The sequence below is a fragment of the Occultella kanbiaonis genome (genome assembly GCF_009708215.1).
GTDB lineage: Bacteria > Actinomycetota > Actinomycetes > Actinomycetales > Beutenbergiaceae > Occultella > Occultella kanbiaonis.
Window position 1 is genome coordinate 3175011 of sequence record NZ_CP046175.1, and the last position, 19845, is coordinate 3194855.

General features: G+C 68.4%; 14 protein-coding genes. 11 read left to right on the forward strand and 3 right to left on the reverse strand.

Going from position 1 to position 19845, the window contains the following annotated elements:
- The first annotated feature begins 25 nt into the window (after positions 1–25).
- From GKS42_RS14635 to GKS42_RS14660, 6 genes are all read left to right on the forward strand, one after another.
- The gene (locus tag GKS42_RS14635) at positions 26–1021 is read left to right on the forward strand and encodes a carbohydrate ABC transporter permease (protein ID WP_154794495.1); all 996 of its coding nucleotides are present in this window, start codon (positions 26–28) and stop codon (positions 1019–1021) included.
- On the forward strand, positions 1018–1890 hold the full coding sequence (locus GKS42_RS14640) for a carbohydrate ABC transporter permease (RefSeq protein ID WP_154794496.1): 873 nt from the start codon (positions 1018–1020) through the stop codon (positions 1888–1890). The genes GKS42_RS14635 and GKS42_RS14640 overlap by 4 nt, the downstream gene beginning before the upstream one ends.
- A 35-nt stretch (positions 1891–1925) precedes the next feature.
- The gene (locus GKS42_RS14645) at positions 1926–2681 is read left to right on the forward strand and encodes an SDR family NAD(P)-dependent oxidoreductase (protein WP_168217842.1); all 756 of its coding nucleotides are present in this window, start codon (positions 1926–1928) and stop codon (positions 2679–2681) included.
- Positions 2678–3556, forward strand: a complete 879-nt coding sequence (locus GKS42_RS14650; RefSeq protein ID WP_154794498.1) for an NAD(P)-dependent oxidoreductase — start codon at positions 2678–2680, stop codon at positions 3554–3556. Before GKS42_RS14645 ends, GKS42_RS14650 begins: the two co-directional genes overlap by 4 nt.
- A complete protein-coding gene (locus GKS42_RS14655; RefSeq protein ID WP_154794499.1) occupies positions 3553–4575 on the forward strand; it encodes a Gfo/Idh/MocA family protein in 1023 nt (340 codons plus the stop codon). The genes GKS42_RS14650 and GKS42_RS14655 overlap by 4 nt, the downstream gene beginning before the upstream one ends.
- A gap of 77 nt (positions 4576–4652) precedes the next feature.
- On the forward strand, positions 4653–5537 hold the full coding sequence (locus GKS42_RS14660) for an aldo/keto reductase (protein ID WP_154794500.1): 885 nt from the start codon (positions 4653–4655) through the stop codon (positions 5535–5537).
- Between the two features lie 75 nt (positions 5538–5612).
- Here GKS42_RS14660 and GKS42_RS14665 read toward each other — a convergent pair whose 3' ends face one another.
- Genes GKS42_RS14665 through GKS42_RS14675 form a run of 3 tightly spaced genes read right to left on the reverse strand, consistent with a single transcriptional unit; the run spans position 5613 to position 8949 of the window.
- Positions 5613–6338: a class II aldolase/adducin family protein gene (locus GKS42_RS14665; protein ID WP_168217843.1), complete on the reverse strand. Its 726-nt coding sequence runs from the start codon at positions 6336–6338 to the stop codon at positions 5613–5615.
- Positions 6339–6367: 29 nt separating this feature from the next.
- Positions 6368–7546 (reverse strand): L-rhamnose isomerase, encoded by a 1179-nt coding sequence (rhaI, locus tag GKS42_RS14670; protein WP_154794502.1) that lies wholly within the window; start codon positions 7544–7546, stop codon positions 6368–6370.
- On the reverse strand, positions 7543–8949 hold the full coding sequence (locus GKS42_RS14675) for a rhamnulokinase (protein WP_154794503.1): 1407 nt from the start codon (positions 8947–8949) through the stop codon (positions 7543–7545). Before GKS42_RS14675 ends, rhaI begins: the two co-directional genes overlap by 4 nt.
- Before the next feature lie 284 nt (positions 8950–9233).
- Here GKS42_RS14675 and GKS42_RS14680 point away from each other — a divergent pair, with 284 nt between their 5' ends.
- The 5 genes from GKS42_RS14680 to GKS42_RS14700 all read left to right on the forward strand — a co-directional run bounded on the left by GKS42_RS14680 (position 9234) and on the right by GKS42_RS14700 (position 19837).
- Positions 9234–11552, forward strand: a complete 2319-nt coding sequence (locus tag GKS42_RS14680; RefSeq protein ID WP_168217844.1) for a DUF4838 domain-containing protein — start codon at positions 9234–9236, stop codon at positions 11550–11552.
- A gap of 9 nt (positions 11553–11561) precedes the next feature.
- On the forward strand, positions 11562–12557 hold the full coding sequence (locus GKS42_RS14685; RefSeq protein ID WP_168217845.1) for a LacI family DNA-binding transcriptional regulator: 996 nt from the start codon (positions 11562–11564) through the stop codon (positions 12555–12557).
- A 92-nt stretch (positions 12558–12649) separates the two neighbouring features.
- Positions 12650–14845 carry an alpha-L-rhamnosidase gene (locus tag GKS42_RS14690; RefSeq protein ID WP_154794506.1) on the forward strand — a complete coding sequence of 732 codons (2196 nt, stop codon included), beginning with the start codon at positions 12650–12652 and terminating at the stop codon, positions 14843–14845.
- Between the two features lie 97 nt (positions 14846–14942).
- Complete coding sequence (locus GKS42_RS14695; RefSeq protein WP_154794507.1) at positions 14943–15950, forward strand: LacI family DNA-binding transcriptional regulator; 1008 nt, start codon at positions 14943–14945, stop codon at positions 15948–15950.
- Positions 15951–16171: 221 nt separating this feature from the next.
- On the forward strand, positions 16172–19837 hold the full coding sequence (locus GKS42_RS14700) for a heparinase II/III domain-containing protein (RefSeq protein ID WP_154794508.1): 3666 nt from the start codon (positions 16172–16174) through the stop codon (positions 19835–19837).
- Positions 19838–19845 lie beyond the last annotated feature (8 nt).

The window sequence follows — 19845 nt, forward strand, 5'->3', positions numbered from 1 at the left end:
CCACCCGGACCAGGAAGGATCAACGATGATCGACACCCATGGGCACGCCGCGGCAGAGTCCGCGCGGTCCGAGACCTCGGGCGCGTCCGGTCGGCCACGCCGCCGGGATCGTCCACCCCGCTCCGCGTGGACCGAGTCGCAGCGGACCACGGCAGCCGGCTATGCGTTCCTCACCCCGTGGCTGATCGGCTTCTTCGGCGTCACCCTGTTGCCGATGCTGGCCTCGCTGGTGCTGTCCTTCACCAACTTCTCCGGGTCGTTCCGAACGGTCCAGTGGATCGGCTTCGAGAACTACCGCCTGATGTTCACGGTCGACCCCGCCTACTGGCAGTCCGTGCGGGTGACATTCACCTACGTGCTCGTGTCCGTTCCGATCATGCTGATCTTCGCTCTGACCGTCGCGACGCTGCTCAACAAGGGCATCGCCATGCTGGGGCTCTACCGGACAATCTTCTACGTGCCCTCCCTGCTCGGCACCAGCGTCGCGATCGCCGTCCTCTGGCGCTTCATCTGGGGCGAGACCGGGCTGCTGAACAACGTGCTCGACCTGTTCGGCATCGTCGGTCGCAGCTGGATCGGCCACCCGGACACCGCGCTGCTGACCATCATGGTCCTGAACGTGTGGACGTTCGGCTCCCCGATGATCATCTTCCTCGCCGGGCTGCGTCAGGTGCCCGCGGAACTCTACGAGGCGGCAGCACTCGACGGTGCCGGGCGCCGCAAAAGGTTCTGGCACATCACGCTGCCGTCCATCTCACCGGTGATCCTGTTCAACGGGATCCTCGCGGTGATCGGCGGCTTCCAGGCCTTCACCCAGGTGTATGTGGTGAGTGGCGGAACCGGCGGGCCGGCAGGCTCAACGCTCTTCTACACCCTCCTGCTCTATCAACGAGCGTTCGGTGAGCTGCGCTTCGGCTACGCCTCGGCGATGGCGTGGGTGCTGCTCCTGATCATCGGTGCCGCCACCGCGGCAGTGTTCGCGAGCGGACGCTACTGGGTCTACTACGGAGACGAACGATGACCACCACCGCACTCGTCCGTCGTCGGCACCGGACCGTGCCCTACATCGCGCGACGCACGTTCATCCACGTCGGCCTGGTCTCGGCGGCCTTCGTGATGGTCTATCCCTTGCTCTGGATGACCGCGACCGCGTTCCGCCCCTCCGAACAGGCTCTGATCGAGGACTCCCTCTGGGTCCCACAACCCACCGTGGAGAACTTCGTCCAGGGCTGGAACGCCGTCGGGCAGAGCGGGTTCGGGGTGTTCTTCCTCAACTCCTTCATCGTGGCGGGACTGGCGGTGATCGGGAACGTGCTCTCGTGCGCCCTGGCCGCCTACGCCTTCGCCCGGCTGCCGTTCCGGGGACGCAAGTTCTGGTTCGGACTGATGATCGGCACGATCATGTTGCCGATCCATGTGCTGCTGATCCCCCAGTACCTGCTCTTCAACGCCCTCGGTTGGGTGGACACGTTCCTACCTCTGATCGTGCCGAAGTTCCTGGCGACGGAGGCGTTCTTCGTGTTCCTCCTGGTGCAGTTCTTCCGGCTCATCCCGCGCGAGATCACCGAGGCCGGCCGGATCGACGGCTGCGGACACCCACGGATCTTCATACGGCTGATCCTGCCCCTGTCGGTGCCCGCGCTGACCACCGCGGCGGCGTTCTCGTTCATCTGGTCCTGGAACGACTTCCTCCACCCGCTCATCTATCTGACCAGCCAGTCCAACTACACCGTGCCGATCGCGCTGTCCCTGTTCGTGGACTCCTCGGGCACGTCCAACTACGGGGCACTGTTCGCCATGTCGCTGCTCTCGCTGCTCCCTGTGATCGGCTTCTTCCTCGCCTTCCAGAAACTCCTCCTCGACGGAATCTCAACGACGGGACTCAAATGACCAGCCCAACCCCACAACGATTCGACGGTCGCACCGTGGCGGTGACCGGCGCCGCCTCCGGAATCGGACGGGCCACCGCGATCCGCCTCGCCGCCGAGGGCGCCCAGGTGGTGCTCCTGGACCGCAACCTCGACGGCCTCGGGGCCACCGAGCAGGCCGTCCGGGAGGCCGGCGGGCTGGTGCGGTCGTACGAGTTGGACCTCGCCTCCGAGGCATCGGTGTCCCGCACGACGCAGGCGCTGGCCGCCGAACACCCGCACCTCCATGGCCTCATCGGATGCGCCGGCGTGGTGCACATCGACGGTGTCCAGGAGAACCCGTTCCTCGAACGTGGTCTCGCCGGATGGGACCTGCTGTTCAGCGTGAACGTGCGTGGCATGGCTCAGTTGGTGCACGAGCTGGTAGGCCCACTGGTGGCCGCCCGCGGCGTGGTCGTCACGGTCTCCTCGGAGGCCGCCTACCGCTCCCGGGCCGGCCGCTGGATCTACGACGCGACGAAGGCGGCCCTGGTCTCGGTGACCCGCTCGATGGCGGCAGCACTGGCACCCGAGGGGGTGCGGGTCGTAGGGGTCGCGCCGGGCGGCACGATCACCGAGATGCACCTGCTCGACCACGCCGACCCCGAGGCGATGCGAAGCCGGATGCGCGCGGCCGGCGGCTCCAACCTGCTCGGACGCCTCGCCGAGCCGGAGGAGATCGCGGCCGCGATCTCCTTCCTCGCCAGTGACGACGCTAGTTTCATCACCGGCACCACGATCGCCGTCGACGGCGGAGGGGCGGGTAGCCGATGAGCGCCACGTACGCCCTCATCGGCCTGGGCAACGTGGGCTCGGATCTCACCACGGCCGCCGTTGCGGCCGGCCTCGACCTGCACGTGTATGACATCGACCCCGAAGCACGCGAGCGCGCCGGCCGCGCGGGCGCCGTGGTCCACGAATCGGCGGCGGCCGCGGTCGACGGCGCTGCCACGTTGGTCCTGTCACTGCCCAACGCCGAGGTGGTCGAGGCGGTCCTCGCCGACGGCGCCCTCGACGCGCTCCGCCCCGGCGGGACGCTCATCGACATGTCCACGAACCTGCCGGCGAACGCCGTCGCGCTCGCGGCCACCGGCCGCGAGCGCGGCCTGACGGTACTCGACGCCCCTGTGAGCTACGGACCGGAGGGGCTCGTCGCCTTCGTCGGCGGCCCACCAGCAGACGTGACCGCCCAGCAGGAGTGGCTGGACGCCGTCGTGACCCAATGGACCCATGTTGGCGCGCACGGCCAGGGCCAGTACGCGAAGCTCGTCCAGAACATCCTCAGCGGCGTGCAGATGGGCGTGATCGCGGAGGTGCTCGGGTTCGCCAGCAGGGCGGGTACCGACCTCGACGCGTTGGCAACGGCGCTGCGCCCGACCGGCGCGCACTCCCGCATGCTCGAGCGCACCATGCCGGCGATGCGGGCGCGCACGTACGGGTCGGCGGGGACGATGGCCCTGCACGCCAAGGACATGGGCTACGCCTTGCGAGCGGCCGAGACGATCGATGCTCGGATGCCGTTCACGCAGACACTCCTGACGGTGTTCCGCGAAACGTTGGCCGCCGGGGACCCGCGCTGGGGTCAGACGGCACTGATCGAGTGGTTCCTCGAGCAGGGCCAAGTCGCGACGGACGGAGACCCACGATGAGCGCGGACCCGATCGGTGTCGGCATCGTCGGCATGGGCAACAGCGGCTGGTTCTACCACGCCGAGGGCACCCTGGAGCACAGCCCGGACTACACCATCGCGGCGGTGAGCGCGCGGACCACCGAGCGCACCGACGCGGCCGCACGACGGTTCGCCGCCCGCGGTCACTCCACCTGGCGATCGTTGATCGACGACCCGGCCGTCCAGCTCGTCGTGGTTGCGACACCACACCACCTGCACGAGCCGATCGCGGTGGCGGCTCTGGGGGCCGGCAAGGACGTCGTGGTGGAGAAGCCGATGGCGGTCACGGCCGCCGAGACAAGCCGGATGATCGCCGCCGCCAACCGCGCTGGAAGACTCCTGACGGTCTTCCAGAACCGTCGCTGGGAGCCGACCTTTCAGCTGATCCGCGAACTGGTGGCCGCCGGGGAGATCGGCGAGGTCTGGCGGGTCGAGGAACGCCGGATGCACGCCGGCAAGTACACCGTCTCCGGCGACCGGGCGCATGCCGGAACGGCGCTCGCGCAATGGGCGCACACCACGGCCGGTGGTGGCGGGGTGGGCTACCTGATCGCGCCGCACCTGATCGACCACCAGGTGGTGCTGCACGGCTCGCGGCCGGAGTCCGTCGCGGCCCTCACCCACACCTACCCCGGCGACGAGGTGGAGCACTACCTCGACCTCCGCCTACGGTTCCCGGGAGCGCGTGACGCACGGATCGAGATCTTCCGTGAGAACGCGGTCGACCTTCCGAAGTGGGCCGTGTACGGAACCCGCGGCACGATCATCTGCCCGGACTTCGAGACTCTGCGTCTCGACCGGTCCGACGGGACCACCCGGCGGGAGACCGGGCTGAGACCGTTGCAGGCGTGTGACGAGTTCTACGAAGCGCTCGCCGTCGCGCTGCGGGACGGTGGGCCGCCGCCGGTGGACCCGGTCGAGGCGGCCGTGGTCGTGGACGTGCTCGAGGCAGCACACCGGTCAGCGGCAGCGGGCGGCGCCGTCATGGAACTCGAATAGGCGCGGCCGCCCCGAATCGTGGCACCCACGCGGTATCGGCGTGGCGACGGCCGAGGCGACTGGTTACCGTGAGTCCCATGCGCACACGAACGATCGGGAACGCAGCCGTGGGATCGGACGAGGTCGGAGCGATCGGGCTGGGGCTGATGACCTTCGACCAGACCGGCCCGCAACCGCGCGCTCAGCTGGCCGAGACCGTCAGGGCTGCCCTCGACGCCGGGGTCACCCTCTTCGACACGGCGGACGCCTACGGACCGGGCGAGCTGCTCGGCGCCGACTGCCAGGGCGAGAACGAGAAGTCGATCGCATCGCTGCTCGACGAGCTCGGCGTACGTGACCAGGTCCGGCTGGCCACCAAAGGTGGGTGCGTGCGCACCGAGGGCGGCGGTTGGTCACGGGACAGCTCCCCCGAGCACCTGCACGAGGCCGTCGACGCCAGCCTGCGGCGGCTCGGGGTCGACCAGCTCTGGCTGTGGCAGCACCACCGACCGGACGAGACCCGCGAGTACGAGGAGACGATCGGCGTCCTTCGCGAGATCGCCGATTCGGGCAAGGTCCGCGCGGTGGGTCTCTCGAACGTCAACCCGCAACAGATCAGGGCCGCGCACGCCGTGCTCGGCGATCACCTCGTCAGCGTCCAGAACCAGTTCTCCCCCGCGTTCCGCTCCAGCCAACCCGAGATCGACGTGTGCGACGAGCTCGACCTCGCGTTCCTGCCATGGAGCCCGCTCGGCGGCCTCGGGAGCGCGAAGGACCTCGCGGAGAAGCACCCGGCGTTCGCGCAGGTAGCCGCCGAGCGTGGGGTGAGCCCGCAGCAGGTCGCCCTGGCCTGGGAACTGGCGCAGGCGCCGGGCGTCATTCCGATCCCCGGTGCCAAGCGGCCCACGTCCATCGTTGACTCGGCCGCCGCAGCGGACCTCGACCTCACGCCGGAGGAACTCGCACTGCTCAACGGTGAGTGACCCGAACGCCGTCGCCCCTGCTACTTCTTGGTTTCCGTCGGCCAGCGACGGCGCTTCCGGCCCGGCCTCGGCGGATCACCCGGCGTCCAGGCGGAGCAGGGCACGGCGGTATCTCTCATCCTCCCGGGTCGCGATCCGCCGGACCTCGGATGACGGGAGTGCCACCGCGTCGCGCCCGGCCGCCTGCAGCAGCCGTGCCATCTTCACGACCATGAGCGTGACGTCCAGAGCCGCCTGCGCCGTCAGGGCATGTGCGACCATCCCGTGCCCCGCCAACAGCCAGACGTTCGAACGGCCGGCACCCGCCCGGACCAGACGTAACGCCTGCTTCGCGAGCTCCAGCCCGGGATCGTGGTAATCGAGAAGAACTGATCGCGTCCCGCACATCACCACGTGATCGGGGATCATGCGCTGCCGGGCCAGCTCCTCCCCACGTCCGGCCGCCATCAGGGCGAGCACCGGCGTCGGATGGGTATGCAGGACGACCCCAGCACCGAGCTCCGCGCCGAGAACCGCATGCAGGCCGGCCTCCACGGACGGACGTGCGGCGCCTTGGTTCGCTGGGTCGACCAAGACGTCCTTCCAGTCGGCGTCGCTCGCACACTGCTCGATCCCGGCGACCAGGCGGCTGCGGCTGACCTCGACGAAATCGGATGGCTGGAGTTCGCTCAGGCGTGTGCCGCTCGCCGTGATGTGGAACCGATCGTCAGCCGTCTGCACCGAGATGTTGCCTTCGGCCGCGACGACGAGGTCGCCGGCCGGCGTGGCGGCGGCTCTGGCCGTCTCCGCCGCCAGCGCCAACTCATCGGCGTCGGCGGCCGTCGCATGGGTCACCATCCCGCCGGACTGCCGACGCGGACGTGTTCCCGGGCGAGCGCCGAGCCGGACCGCCGGTACACATCCAGTGGCATGTCGGGCACGCCAAGCCGTTGCCGTGCCTGGAGGACGAGCGGCCGGCCGTCGGTCTGGTAGGCGTCGTCGATGATCTGGTTGCACCCGACCACATCGCCGTCGGCCTGGGCACGTTCCAGCTCGTCGAGATCGACCAGGAGTGCCTTGGCGAAGGCCAGTTGGACCGCATCGATGCTGCGCAACATGGCGCAAATCTTGTCCTCGACCATCGCGCACTGGTCGATCTTGTAGAGGATCTCGCGAGCCGCACCAGAGACAACGGGGTCCGGGTCCTCCTCGGCCTTGATCAGCTCCAGACAGATCAGGAAGAGTTCGTGCGGGTTGACCGCACCGACGAACAGGTCGTCGTCACCGTACTTCTTGCTGTTCAGGTCGAACCCGCCGAGCCGCCCGCGGCTGAGCAGGGTCGCGACGATGTGTTCGATGTTGGTCCCCAGCGGGTGGTGCCCGATGTCCACCAGCACGCGCGCCCGAGGACCGAGCGATTCGCACAGGAGCAGCGACTGTCCCCAGTCGGCGATGTCGGTGTGGTAGAAGGCCGGTTCGAAGAACTTGTACTCAAGCAGCAGGGACATGTCACTCGGCAGCTGCCCGTAGATCTCGGCCAGTCCTTCCTCGAGCCACCGGCGCCGGCGCCGGAAGTCCCCCTGCCCCGGATAGTTGGTGCCGTCGGCCAACCAGAGTGAGATCTCGTGCGATCCCGTGGATTGAGCGATGGCGATGCAGTCGGCGACATGTGCGACCGCCTGGGCGCGCACGGACGCATCGACATGGGTGAGGGAGCCGAGCCTGTAGTTGTCGTCCTGGAACAGGTTCGGACTGATCGAGCCGATTCGCACACCTCGCTCTTGTGCGTACGTGGCGAGCGCGGCGTAGTCGTCAACGGCATCCCATGGGATGTGCAGGGCCACGGTCGGTGTGACACCGGTCAGTCGGTGAACCTCGGCGGCGTCGTCGATCTTCTCCCAGACGTCTCTGGCTGTTCCAGGCGTGTCGAAGACCTTGAAGCGGGTGCCGGTGCTGACGTACCCCCACGACTGCGTCTCAATGGCCAGCCTGACGACTCTGTCGACGACTTCCTGCGGGTCCCGGGTCATGCGGTGTCCTCTCGTTGGTTCGACTGCTGGTCGGGTTCGTATCGGTGAACGGTCTGGGTACGGCTGACAAGTTCCCGGCATGCTCCGGTGTCCCGGACGCTGCCCAGGGCGCGCGCCTGAAGAAGGGCGTTTCCCAGCAGGGATGCCTCTACCGGTCCGGCGAGAACGGTCCGCCCGGCGGCGGTTGCCAGAGCCCGTCCGAGGATCGGCAGGGCAGCACCACCGCCCACGAGCTGGATGACCGCGCCTCGGGGCCCGAGCATGGCCTCGAGGTCCTGGATCGCTCGCACGAACGTCAGAACCAGGCTGTCGATGATGGCCCGCACCATCTCTGCACGATTCGTCGGGATGCGGCCGGAGCGCTCACGGATCAGCTCGGCGATGAGGGTCGGCATGTCGTCGGGTGCGAACAGGCGCGGATCCTCACTGTCGAACACGACCTGGCCCGCCGGCAGGGCGTCGGCAGCTTCGAGCAACGCGTCCGCGGGCGTGTCGGTCCATCCGCGTAGGCACTGGTTCAGCAGCCACAGCCCGGCTGCGTTGCGGTGGATCGTGCTGACTCCGTCAACACCGAGTTCGTTGACGAATTCGGTGCCGAGCGCGCTCTCCGTGGTGAGGCGCTCGGCCGACTCGACCCCGACGAGGGCCCAGGTTCCGCACGAGATATAGATGAAGTCGTCACTCCTGGCTGGAATCGCCACGATGGCGGATGCGGTGTCATGCCCGGCGACCGTCATGAGCGGCGTCCGGCCGGCCACGCCGAGCCCGTCACACACCCGTGGCAGCAGCTCTCCACGGACGGTGCCGCACGGCTGTACCTCCGGCATCGCGCTCCGGCGGACGCCCACGTCGGCCAACAGTTCCGAGGACCAGCTCAGAGTCTGGACATCGAACAGCTGAGTGGTGCTCGCCCACGAACAGTCGGTCGCTGCGTGGCCGGTCAGGCGATACGCAACAAGATCGCCGATGGACAGCAGTTGGGTTGTCCTGCTGAGGGTCCCCTTCGACTCGGTGAGCAACTGGGCCGCGGTGCTGAAGTCATGGGGCATCAGCCCGGTGATTGCCCTCGTCCTGCGCTCGTCGAAGGCACGGCTCACTCCCCTTGTTCGCGTGTCCCGGTAGCGGAACGGGGCGTCGATGAGGGAGCCATCTCGCTCGAGCAGCCCATAGTCGGCCCCCCAAGCGTCGATGCCGACGCTGTCGATCGGCCCGTGGTCAGCGACCTGCCGGGCCGCGTCGAGCGTGAGCGTCATCAGTTTCTCGAAGTCCCACCGCGCACCGCGGCCGTCCGAGGTCGGCGTTGCGAACCTGACCAGGTCCAGCACCCTCAACTCGGACTCATCGACCTGGACACGAGCGACGCGACCGCTCGTTGCGCCCAGGTCGATCGCCATCGCGTGCATTCGCTCCTCCTTGAACCGCTCCAATCGACCTGCCAAGCGAACCTAGGTGCGGGAAAGGGTCGCCGTCAAGAGCCCGTGCGACCGCGAGCCAGCATGGGACGAAACGCTTCGGTCCCCGTCGTGCAGTGCCTTGACAGCGCCTGCGGAACCTGACACCGTCCAAGGGTTGAATCGCTCCAACGCTCGGATTCGAACGTCCCCACAACGGAGAGTGGACAATGCGACACATCAGCACACCGGAGACCCCCGCCCCACCCACACCTGAAAGTCCAGGCGCCGCCGTCGTGACCCGACGCACTGCCCTACGCGCCGGCGCCGCGCTCGGCGCCACGGTCGGCGTCCTTGGTACGGCCCAGGCGGCACATGCCAACGGTCAGGCGGGTGGGCATCGACGTCTGCCGCTCGCCCGGGGCGGGCGAACCTCCTACAGCGTCTACCTCGGAGCCGAGGAGAGTCCCGTCGCGCGTCAGGCGGCGCAGGAACTGGTCGACTACCTCGGCGAGATCACCGGCGCATCGTTCCCGCTCGTCGTGGCGCCCGAACCGCCGCAGTCCGGGCAACTCATCGTCGTCGGTCGCCACAACCCCGTGGCCGTTGCCGCGGACCTGCCCCTCGCGGACCTCTCCGATGACGGCTTCTGCCTGCGCACGGTAGACACGGTCCCCGCGGCGAACGACAGCGCCAGCATCCTCATCGCCGGCGCCAGCGACCGAGGCACGCTCTACGGCGTCTACTGGTTCCTGGATCGCCTGTGCGGCGTGCGATGGTTCAGCCCCGAGTACACGGTCGTTCCGCGCCGGCGCGTGCTGACGCTGCGGCAGTCGGACGTGAACGCCGTCAAGGTGCCGCGGTTCCGGTTCCGAGAGGTTTTCGCCGCGGATGGTGCGGACCAGGCGTTCCGGCACCACAACCTGCTGAACGGCAACAGTCACCACCTGCGCGAGCAGCCCTGTCCGCCAGAGCTCGATACCTGGTCCGACTTCTGGCCGTACGAGGCCCACAACTTCCACCAGATCGTGTCCGACCAGAGCCTGTGGCACGGCGGTCAGCTCCTGGCGATGGAGCAGGCGACCCGTGATCAGGCCAGCGCCGAACTGATCCAGCGGATCGACGCGAAGATCGAGGAGGGCCGCGACCCGTCGTTCGGGTTCAGCCAGATGGACTGGTCCTGGCAGCCGGACGCGGACAGCGCCGCGTTCGCCGAAGCGCATGGCGGGGCCCTGTCCGCACCGATCATCGACATGCTGAACGAGGTCGCGGACGAGGTCGGTCAGGTGGTCCCGGACGCCCGCCTGGCCACCCTCGCGTACCAGTTCACGTTCCGCCCACCGACCGGCCTAGCCGTTAGCGACCGGGTGCTCATCACCGCAGCACCGATCTGGGCCGACTTCGCTCATCCCCTGTTCGGCGACGGGAACCCCGAGACCGCGGCCGACCTGGACGGGTGGACCCGACTCACCGACCAGATCGTCGTCTGGACCTACAACACAAACTTCGAGAACTATCTGCTGCCGTTCCCGAACTGGTGGACGATGTGCGAGTCACTGAAGCAACTGGCCGAGCGATCGGTCCAGGGGTACTTCGGTCAGGCGGCATGGGACAACGGCGGCGGCGCCGAGACCGCGGAACTGCGTGCCTGGGTGCTCGCCCGGCTGCTCTGGGACCCCGAGCTCGAACCCGATGCGCTCATCAGGGAGTTCGTCGACAACTACTACGGCGCCGGCGGCGCGCAGGTGTATGAGTACCTGGAGCTGCTGGCCGACTCGGTCACCTCGACCGGAGCCGAACTGCCCTGCTACATCTCGTCGGTCGCGCCCGCGTACCTGCCCTTCGACACGGTGCGACAGGCAGACCTGCTTCTCGACCGCGCGGAGCGGAACGTCCGCCGTGACGAAACCCTGCTCACCCATGTCCGGATCCTGCGGATGGGCCTCGACATGGTCATCCTCCTACGCCGCAACGAGCTCACCGGCGCCGCAGCGGAGCACAACGTGCCTTGGGACCTGGAGATCGATCGTCGGATCGCCCGGTTCAACGGCGCACTCGACGCCTCGGGAATGACGGCCTTCCGGGAGATCCTCGCCGGCGCCGCGTTGGGCGACGTCGACTGGCTTCGCCGATTGGTCAGCATCACTCCCAGCCCGGCGGAGCCGCCCGCCGAGGTCGCGGACCTGCCCGCGAGCGACTGGGTCGACTATCAGGAGCTGGACTTCACGCTCTATCCCTTGAACGCCGACGTCGTCGAGGACGCTACCGCCTCGAGCGGATACGCGGCCCGGATGACCGGCGGTTCGATCGACTGGGGGATCCAACTCGAACTGAGCCTGCTTCCGCCGGACATCGACTGGACGGTTTATGTTGTGGTCCGTGCCGACACCCAGTCCGAGGATCCGACAGCTCGCGCGATGTCGATCGGCGTCCACCCGCCGTTCGGCAACTACATCGATCTGCGCGTCGGAGACTTCTCGGACGGCGCCTTCCACACGATCGAGCTACCCGGTACCTACCGGAGCGACAGTGCGGAGGTCGTCTGGGTCCAACCCCCTGGCTCGGCCGCCATCTCCCACCTGTACGTCGACCGAATCTTCGCAGTCAGGGCGTAACACTTCGTGGTGAACATCGAAGACGTGGCACGCCTGGCCGCCGTCGGCCGCTCGACGGTCAGCAACGTCATGAACCGGCCGCACATCGTCGCCCCAGCGACGCGCCAGCGCGTCCTCGATGCCATGGAGAACCTGGGATTCGTGCCGAACGAGTCCGCCCGCGTCCTCGCGGGCGGACCCGGTCGGTTCGTCGGCGTGGTCGTCCACGACGCCTCGAACCCGTTCTTCGGGGAGATCATCCGCACCGTCGAGGACGCAGCCCTCAACCTTCGGTACATCGTCTCCACCACGAACACCGGGGCGGACCCGGTGCGCGAATCGACGGCCGTGGAGCTGCTCATCCAGCAACGCGCCTCGGGGGTGCTGATCACGCCCTCTGCCCTGCCGGCGGATGCCTTGGGTCGCCTGCGTCGCATCGGCACGAAGGTCGTGGTGCTCGACGCGCCCGGAGAGTCGGGCATCTGTTCGGTGGCCATGGATGACACGGCCGGCGGCCGGCTGGCGGGTCAGCACTTCCTCGACTACGGCTACCGGAGCTTCGCGTTCGTCGGCACCCCGGCACGCACGACGCAGCACGCAGCGCGCCTGGCCGGCTTCCGGGCGGCCCTCGAGGAGAGCCCGTTGGGTCGCCGCCTCGACGTCCAGGTGATCGAGGTCGCGCACGAGGACATCGTGAGTGGCCGGCAGGCGGCGGAGCGGCTCCGGCCCCGGGACTCCCCCGTCGCCGTGCTCTGCGGCAACGACCTGATCGCCATGGGTCTGTCCTTCGCCCTGCAGGAACGCGGCTCGGTCGTACCGCAGGATGTGGCGATCTGCGGTTACGACGACATCGACATGGTGCGCTACCTCGGCGTTCCCCTCACCACCGTGCGCCAGCCCGTGCGCGAGATGGCAAGGACTGCCCTCGACCTTCTGGTCGAGGAGATGAGGAGCCCCGAGCACGAGCACCAGGCCGTGCTGTTCGCCCCGGAGCTCATGATCCGAGCCTCGACCGCCCGCCAGTAGCCGCCGCACGCTGTTCCAGGGTTGCCGTCCTGAAGACCCGCGGACCGCTCCCCCCGCCCGCATCACCGAAGGAGACGATCATTCCTGACTGCATGCCTCCCGATCAGCACGGTGCCTGGATCACGTCGGCAGCGTGGCAACAGGACCCGGACGGTCCGCTGCCCGTGCTCGCCCGCGCCTTCCAGGTGGCGGGCCAGCCCTCCGACGCCACGCTGAGCATCGCCGGCCTCGGAGTCTATTGCGCACGCATCGCGGGCAGGAGGGTCACTTCGGCACTCCTCGAACCGGGCTACACCGACTACCGCATCCGCACCGAATGGGTCGCCCATGACGTGACCGAGCTGCTGACCGCCGGGCGGAACGTGCTGAGCATCGACCTCGGCCCCGGTTGCTACCGCTCGATGCCGGCCGGGGACCGCTGGACCAAGATCCACACCGACTTCGGCGACCTCGGCGCCTGCGCGGTCCTGGAGTGGCACGACGCGACCGGCACCCACCACCTGGCCACCGACCTGACCTGGCACGCGACCCTCGGACCGGTGCGCCGCGCGAACTGGGTCGGCGGCGAGGACTACGACGCCCACCACCTCGCCGACCTGACCACGGTGGAGAACTGGCCGAACGCCGTCGGGGCCAGGATGCCGAGCGGGCTGGCGCTGACCCGCAAGCAGATTCCGCCGCTGGAGCGGGTCGAGGAACTGCCCACCGTCGCGCTGACCGAACCCGCGCCCGGTGTCTATGTCGCCGACTTCGGCGTCAATTTCGCTGGGTGGGTCGAACTCGACCTGCCGGCCCGCACGAGCATCACACTGCGTCCCGCGGAACTACTGAACCCGGACGGCTCCATCGATCCGCGAACCCAGGGCTGGGGGCCCGTCTATCACCGGGTCAGCACGGCCGAGTCCCCGCTGACCTGGCATCCGCAGTACATGTATAACGGGCTGCGCTACCTGGAGATCGAAGGGCTGGACCAAGCACCGGCGCCCGATTCCGTGCGTGGCACGGTGATCGCCGCGGCGGCCGAGCCTGCCGGTGAGTTCCACTGTTCCGACGAGCGGCTCAACTCGACCCACCGGATCATCAAGCGTGCCGTGACGTCCAACATGTACTCGATGTTCACGGACTGTCCGCAGCGCGAGAAGCTCGGCTACCTGGAGCAGCTGCACCTGGCCTTCGACACGCTCCACTGGAACTATGACGTCGGCGCCCTCCTCGAGAACACGCTGCAGATCGCTCGGGAGGCCCAGGCGGAGTCGGGTCACCTCGGGCTGTACGTACCGGAATGGGACCCGTTCCCCGATCCGTGGCGCGGTGACGTCAACTTCGGTGCGGCGCTCGTATTCGTGCCCTGGCAGCTCTACCGGGCCTATGGTGACGACAAGATCCTCCGCGCCACCTATTCGGCCTCGGTCCGCTGGGTGGAGCACGTCCTCGCCTGCAGAACCGACGGCGTGATCGAGTACGGCCTGGGTGATTGGGACGGCCGCGAGCCACGGCACGTGCCGCTGGTGGCCACCGCTACCCTCGCTCGGGCCTGCACAGTTCTCGCGGCGACGGCGGCGATCATCGGCGACGACGCGGACCGGGCCCGGTGGGAGGCCCAGGCCGACGAGCTCCGGGCGCTCCTCGCCGCCCGCTTCGTCACGCCGGACGGGACTGTCGGGGACGGGACCGTTGCCGAGCTGGCGGTCGCGCTCCAGACCGGAGTGGTTCCCGAGCCCCGCGTCTTCGCCGCCCGTGAGGCGCTCGCGCAACGCATCGTTGCGGACGACTTGCGGCTGGACGCTGGGGAGGTTGCGATGGCCGCACTGCTCGAGGTGCTGGCCGACGCCGGCCGGCATGACCTGATTCACGCCATCACCGTCCAGGATCGCCATCCGGGCTACGGCTATCAGCTGCGCCACGGCGCCACCTCTCTCACCGAGACGTGGGACGGGCCTACGTTCGGGTTCAGCCAGAACCACTTCATGAACGGCGTCATCGACCACTGGTTCTTCGCGCACCTGGTCGGCATCCAGCAGTCGGCGCGCTCAGTGGGCTACCGCGAGCTGGCGATCCGGCCGCAACCGGTGCCTGGAGTGACCTCGGCCGAGGCGTCGCATTGGACGCCGGCCGGCGAGATCTCGGTCGCCTGGACGCTGGACGGCGCCCAGTTCACCATGACGGTCAGGACGCCTCCGCAGGTGCGCGCCACCGTCGAACTTCCCGACGGTACCTCGACCGTTCTCGAAGGGTCGCTGAACACCGTCGGCTGCACTGTGGACGGGCACGAGCACGCGGTGACCTAATCCTGCGGCTCACCGCGGAGCCGTCGTCTCGATGCCCGAGGGCGGATCTCCGTCGGGTGAGCGGCGGGGTCGGTGGTGACGCCCTATCATCAGCCGGATGGCCACGCTCAAAGAGATCGCACGCCGGGCTGGGGTCTCGGCCTCTGCGGTCTCCGCCGTGGTCAACGGGACAACACACACCCGAGTGAGCGCTGGGACTCGTGCGCGTATCGAGGCGGTGATCGCCGAGGTCGGGTACGTGCCCAACGATGCGGCGCGGGCGCTACGGCGGCAGCGGGCGGGCACCATCGCGGTGGTCGTCGAAGGGCTCGAGAACCCGGTCTACAAGGAGTTACTCCTCGGCATCTACGAGGCGGCCGAAGCTCGCGGTTGGGCCGTGGTGCTCGGCGACGCGGCCTGGATGCGCTCCGGCAGCCACTTCCTCGCTCGTCTACTCGGCCAGGGATCGATCGACGCGATCCTGCTGCGCCATGAGGGCCTGATCGACGGGGAAGTGCTGGGCCACCTGCGCGCACACCCGACGCCCGTGGTGCTGCTGGAACAGCAGTCCGACCCGCACTACCCCTGGGTCGCCGTCGATGATCTGCTGGCCGGCCGGATGGCGACCGAGTTCCTGCTTCAGGCTGGTCACACCGACGTGCGATTCGTGGGCGGCCGCGACGAGAGCCAGACCTCCTCCGCACGGTACGAGGGCTATGTCACGGCGATGAAGCAGGCCCGGCGGCGACCTCGGGCGGGCCTTTTCACCGGGTTCGGTATCGAGGCGGGCACGCTCGGCTTCGGTGCGATCCGATCCGGTGGCACATTCCCCACCGGTGTCGTCGTCAACAACGTGATGTCCGCGGCCGGTCTGTTGGCGGCGGCGGCGGACGACGGGGTCGATGTGCCGAGCCAACTATCCGTGGTGGGCATCCACGACGCCGAGATCGCCGACATCGTGAGGCCGCGGCTGACGACCGTGCGGTTGCCGATGCGCGCGCTCGGCGCCCATGCGGTCGAGCAGGTCGCGGCGCTGCTTGAGGGCGTGCCCACGGCCCTCGGCGTCACCACCGAGGAGCGGCCCAAGCTCATCGTCCGCGCATCCACCGCGCCGCCCTCGCGCTGACCGGCCGAACCCTCGACCGCGCCCAGTTCGAAGCACACCGTTCGCCGCAGGCCTTGACCCGCGACAGCGCTGTCGCCTACGTTGACGCAACGACACGTCATGGTTGACGAAGGGGCTCCGCAGCCCGTCGCATATCGGAAGGATCACCGTTGACCTCCACCTACAGCCGAACGGACCGACGAAGTGCCTCCTCAAGGACCGCGTCCCGTCGGTTCCACGCGATGGCCGCGGGCGCAGTCGCGCTGGCTCTCGTCGTGACGGGCCTACCGTCGGTGCCGGTCGCCGCGGATGAGATGTCGGATCTAGGCGGACTGCTCGACCTTGCCCGCCCGGAGCTCGCGCCGGTGGCGGCACGCCTCGCCGCCGGGGATGAGGCAGGGGCTGCCGATGAGCTCCAGGCGCACTTTGCGAACCGCACCGGCATCGAGCTTCCGGTCTCAGGGTCGGGAATCGGCGACGCAACCGCCGACGAACTCGCGGCGGGGACCTTCCGGTTCGGTGCCGAGACCCGAGACTTCTACAACGACGCGGAGCAGCGGATCGACGTCGACTGGCAGGACCCCTGGGGTGGGACCGCGGAAGCCCCGGGCGGCGCGCAGGTCCTGATGAGCGATCTCTCGTTCATGGGGAAGCTGACGCGCGCCTACCAGAACGAGGATGACCCGCAGCTCCGGGCGACGTATGCGGCCGCCTGGATGGACATCTCACTGGACTTCTTCGCCGACAATCCGACCTGGGCGACCAACCGGAACCTCTCGGGCGCGAAGCGGCTGTCACAACTCGTCGCGGCATTCGCGGTGTTCCGGGCGGAGCCGACCATCGAGGCGAGCGATCTCACCGCGTACCTCATTGGTGTGCACGCCACGACGGATCATCTCGTGGGCGCTCTGCAGCGCCACGTCGGAAACAACTGGTACCTGTCGATGGCCCGCTCCATCTACCTGACGGCGATCTATCTTCCCGAATTCTCGGCATCGTATTCGTGGGAGTGGTTCGCCGTACGCTCCGTCGAGCGGTTCATGCGTGCCTACATCAAGGGCGACGGCGTATACCGGGAACCGGCATTCAACTACCAGGCGTACGTCGCGGACCTGCTCAACACCCTGCTCGAGGTGGCGCATGCCAACGGGCGAACGCTTCCAGATCCGATCCCGCGGTGGTCGGACTGGATCGCGGACTCCTTGTTCGCGACCCGGCAACCGAATCTCGAGCCCGCCCTGATCGGTGACTCCCCGAACATCGACGCCGGTATCGGCACGATCCGCAGGGCCGCCGAGCGCAACTCCTGGTCCGACTTCGCTTGGGTCGCCTCCGGTCGGACCGAGGGGACCGTCCCGACGCTGCCATCCACGCTGTTCCCGATCAGCTTCGCAGTACAGCGCTCCGGCTGGGACGCCGACGCCCAGTACATGCTGATCAACAACCAGAACTCCAGCTACACCGCCTCGCACCGGCATCCGGATGACCTCAGCCTGGTGATGGCGGCGTACGGTCGCCCGCTGATCGTCGATCCAGGAGTCGGCGACTACAGCCCGACACCAACGAACCAATGGATGCGATACACGACCGAGGCGCACAACACGGTCGAGGTCGACGGCGCCCCGCAAGCCCCCGGCGTCACCCGCAGGATGTCCCTGTGGCGCACGAACGAAGGCCTCGACATCTATCAGGGTGAGGCGTTCGGCTACCAGCCGGTCGTCCACGATCGGGTCGTCTACTTCGTCAAGCCCGGGTTCTGGGTGGTCTCCGACTCCCTGACCGGGGACACCGCCGCGCACGACTATCGGCAGTTGTGGCACTTCCCCGGTGACCCGGTCACGGTCGACCCGAGCACGAACGTCGCCACGATCGGCTTCGACACCGTGCCGGGTGCCGAGCCTGTTACCGGCGTGCAACTCGTGCCGGTGACGCCCGAGGGCGTCGAACTCGCCCCGACCGTGCACGACGACGGCGCCGTGCGCGTGGGTGAGGACGTGCTCACGGACGTCGACTTCCTCTCCTACGACTGGTCCACCAGCGGCGCCACCGGGCTCGACACAGTCGTGGTCCCCGGTGCAGCCGGTCCGGCGCCCACGACGACGGCGACCCGCATCGAGCTGCCCGGCGTGACCCACTCGACGGCTACCGCCATGCAGATCGACCTACCGGACGCCGTCGGGCGCTTCTACCTCTCACGCGAGGATGTGCCGTCGCAGCGGGTCTTCGGTGAGGCCGAGACCGACGCCGAGACGGCCTATCTCGAGCGCTCCCAGGACGGCGGGCTCACCCGGTACTCGCTGACCCGGGGATCCCAGTTGCTCGACGACGGAGAGCCGGTTCTCAGCGCCTCGGGGGTGGTCTCCGACGTGAGCGTGGACCTCGTCGGCGCCACCGCGGAGATCTCGATCGGCGACCCGTTCACCGGCACGATCACGATCAACGCCCCGGACGCGAACGTGGTGATGGTCAATGGCAGCCCGGCCGCGTTCACCCGGAGTGGCGACCAGGTCACCGTCACCACCGAGGAGACCTCAGCCCTGAACCCGGTCCTGACGGAGGAGTTCGCCGACACCAGTCTCGACAGCACCGTCTATGCCTTCGACGGCTCGCTCGAGGGCTGGACGCCGGTGCTGGGCGACTGGGCGGCGCAGTCCGGCGCGCTGACACAGTCCTCGACTGCGGACATGCAGTCCTTCGCGGCCCAGCAGGGCGTCCCGAATGACGCGATCATCACGGCCGAGATCACCCCAGGGACGAGTGGTCAGCGAACCACCCGGACCGGTTTCACCTTCCGCTACCACGACGCCAGCAACTACTACCGGGCGAATGTCCTCACCTCATCGGCCGGCGTGACCCTCCAGCTCGTCAAGGTCTACAACGGGACATCCACAACGCTCGCGGAGTCCGACCTGCCGCTCGGTTCCGCAGACCCGTACACGATGACCGTGTCCGCCATCGGACGCCACCTGGTCGCCACCGTCGGCGACACGTCGATCGCCGCGACCGATTCCCAGCTCCCGACGGGCGGCGCCGCCGCCTACACCCACCGGCGGGCCGCCACCTTCGACAACATCACGATCAGCGAAGGGCTCGATCAAGCCAACTGGCAGGGACTCGCGGGCGAGGTGTCCGTGAACTCCGGCCAGTTGAACCTCACGCCCGTCGATGGCTGGGCGCACGTGCTGGCCGCCTCGACGCTGCCCCCGCGCTTCTCACTGCAATGCGACTACGCCGCGACGGCCACCGTCACGATCAATGGCGTCGGAAACGCGGGCATCTCGCTGAGAGACACGTCCGATACCTACGGCTACCGGATCCACATCGGCAGAACGAGCAGTGGATCCCGGTACGTCGGCATCGTTCGCGAGGCGCAGAGGTCCGGTCCGGTCACGCTCGCGTCGGTTCCCCTGACCGATCCCTTGACCGGGCCGGTCCGACTGGGGGCAACGATCCAGGGTGATCACATCGTCGCGACCCTGAACGGGGTCGAGATCGCGGAAGCTCGGGACACCGTGGTCCGCAGCGGTGGGGTCGGCTTGTACGCCTCCACCGCGAGCACCTTCGAGAACCTCACCGTCGAACAGTCCTGCGACTCCGAGGTTTCCGATGCCGTGCCGGCGCCGCCGGCTTGGGACCAACGGACGCCGTACACAGTGGGCGACCTGGTCGCTTACAGCGACAGCACATGGGTGGCGTCCTGGTGGACGCAGAACCAGGTGCCGGGCGACGCGTACGGCCCATGGCAGGAGGTTGCGACGACGAGCGACGGCACCGCGCTCTGGACGCCGACGAGGATCTTCATCGCCGGCGATGTGGTGGAACACCAAGGGCACCGCTACGAGGCGACGTGGTGGACGCGCAACCAGGTGCCCGGGACCCCCAACGGACCGTGGCGACTTCTGGAGTGACGACCCCC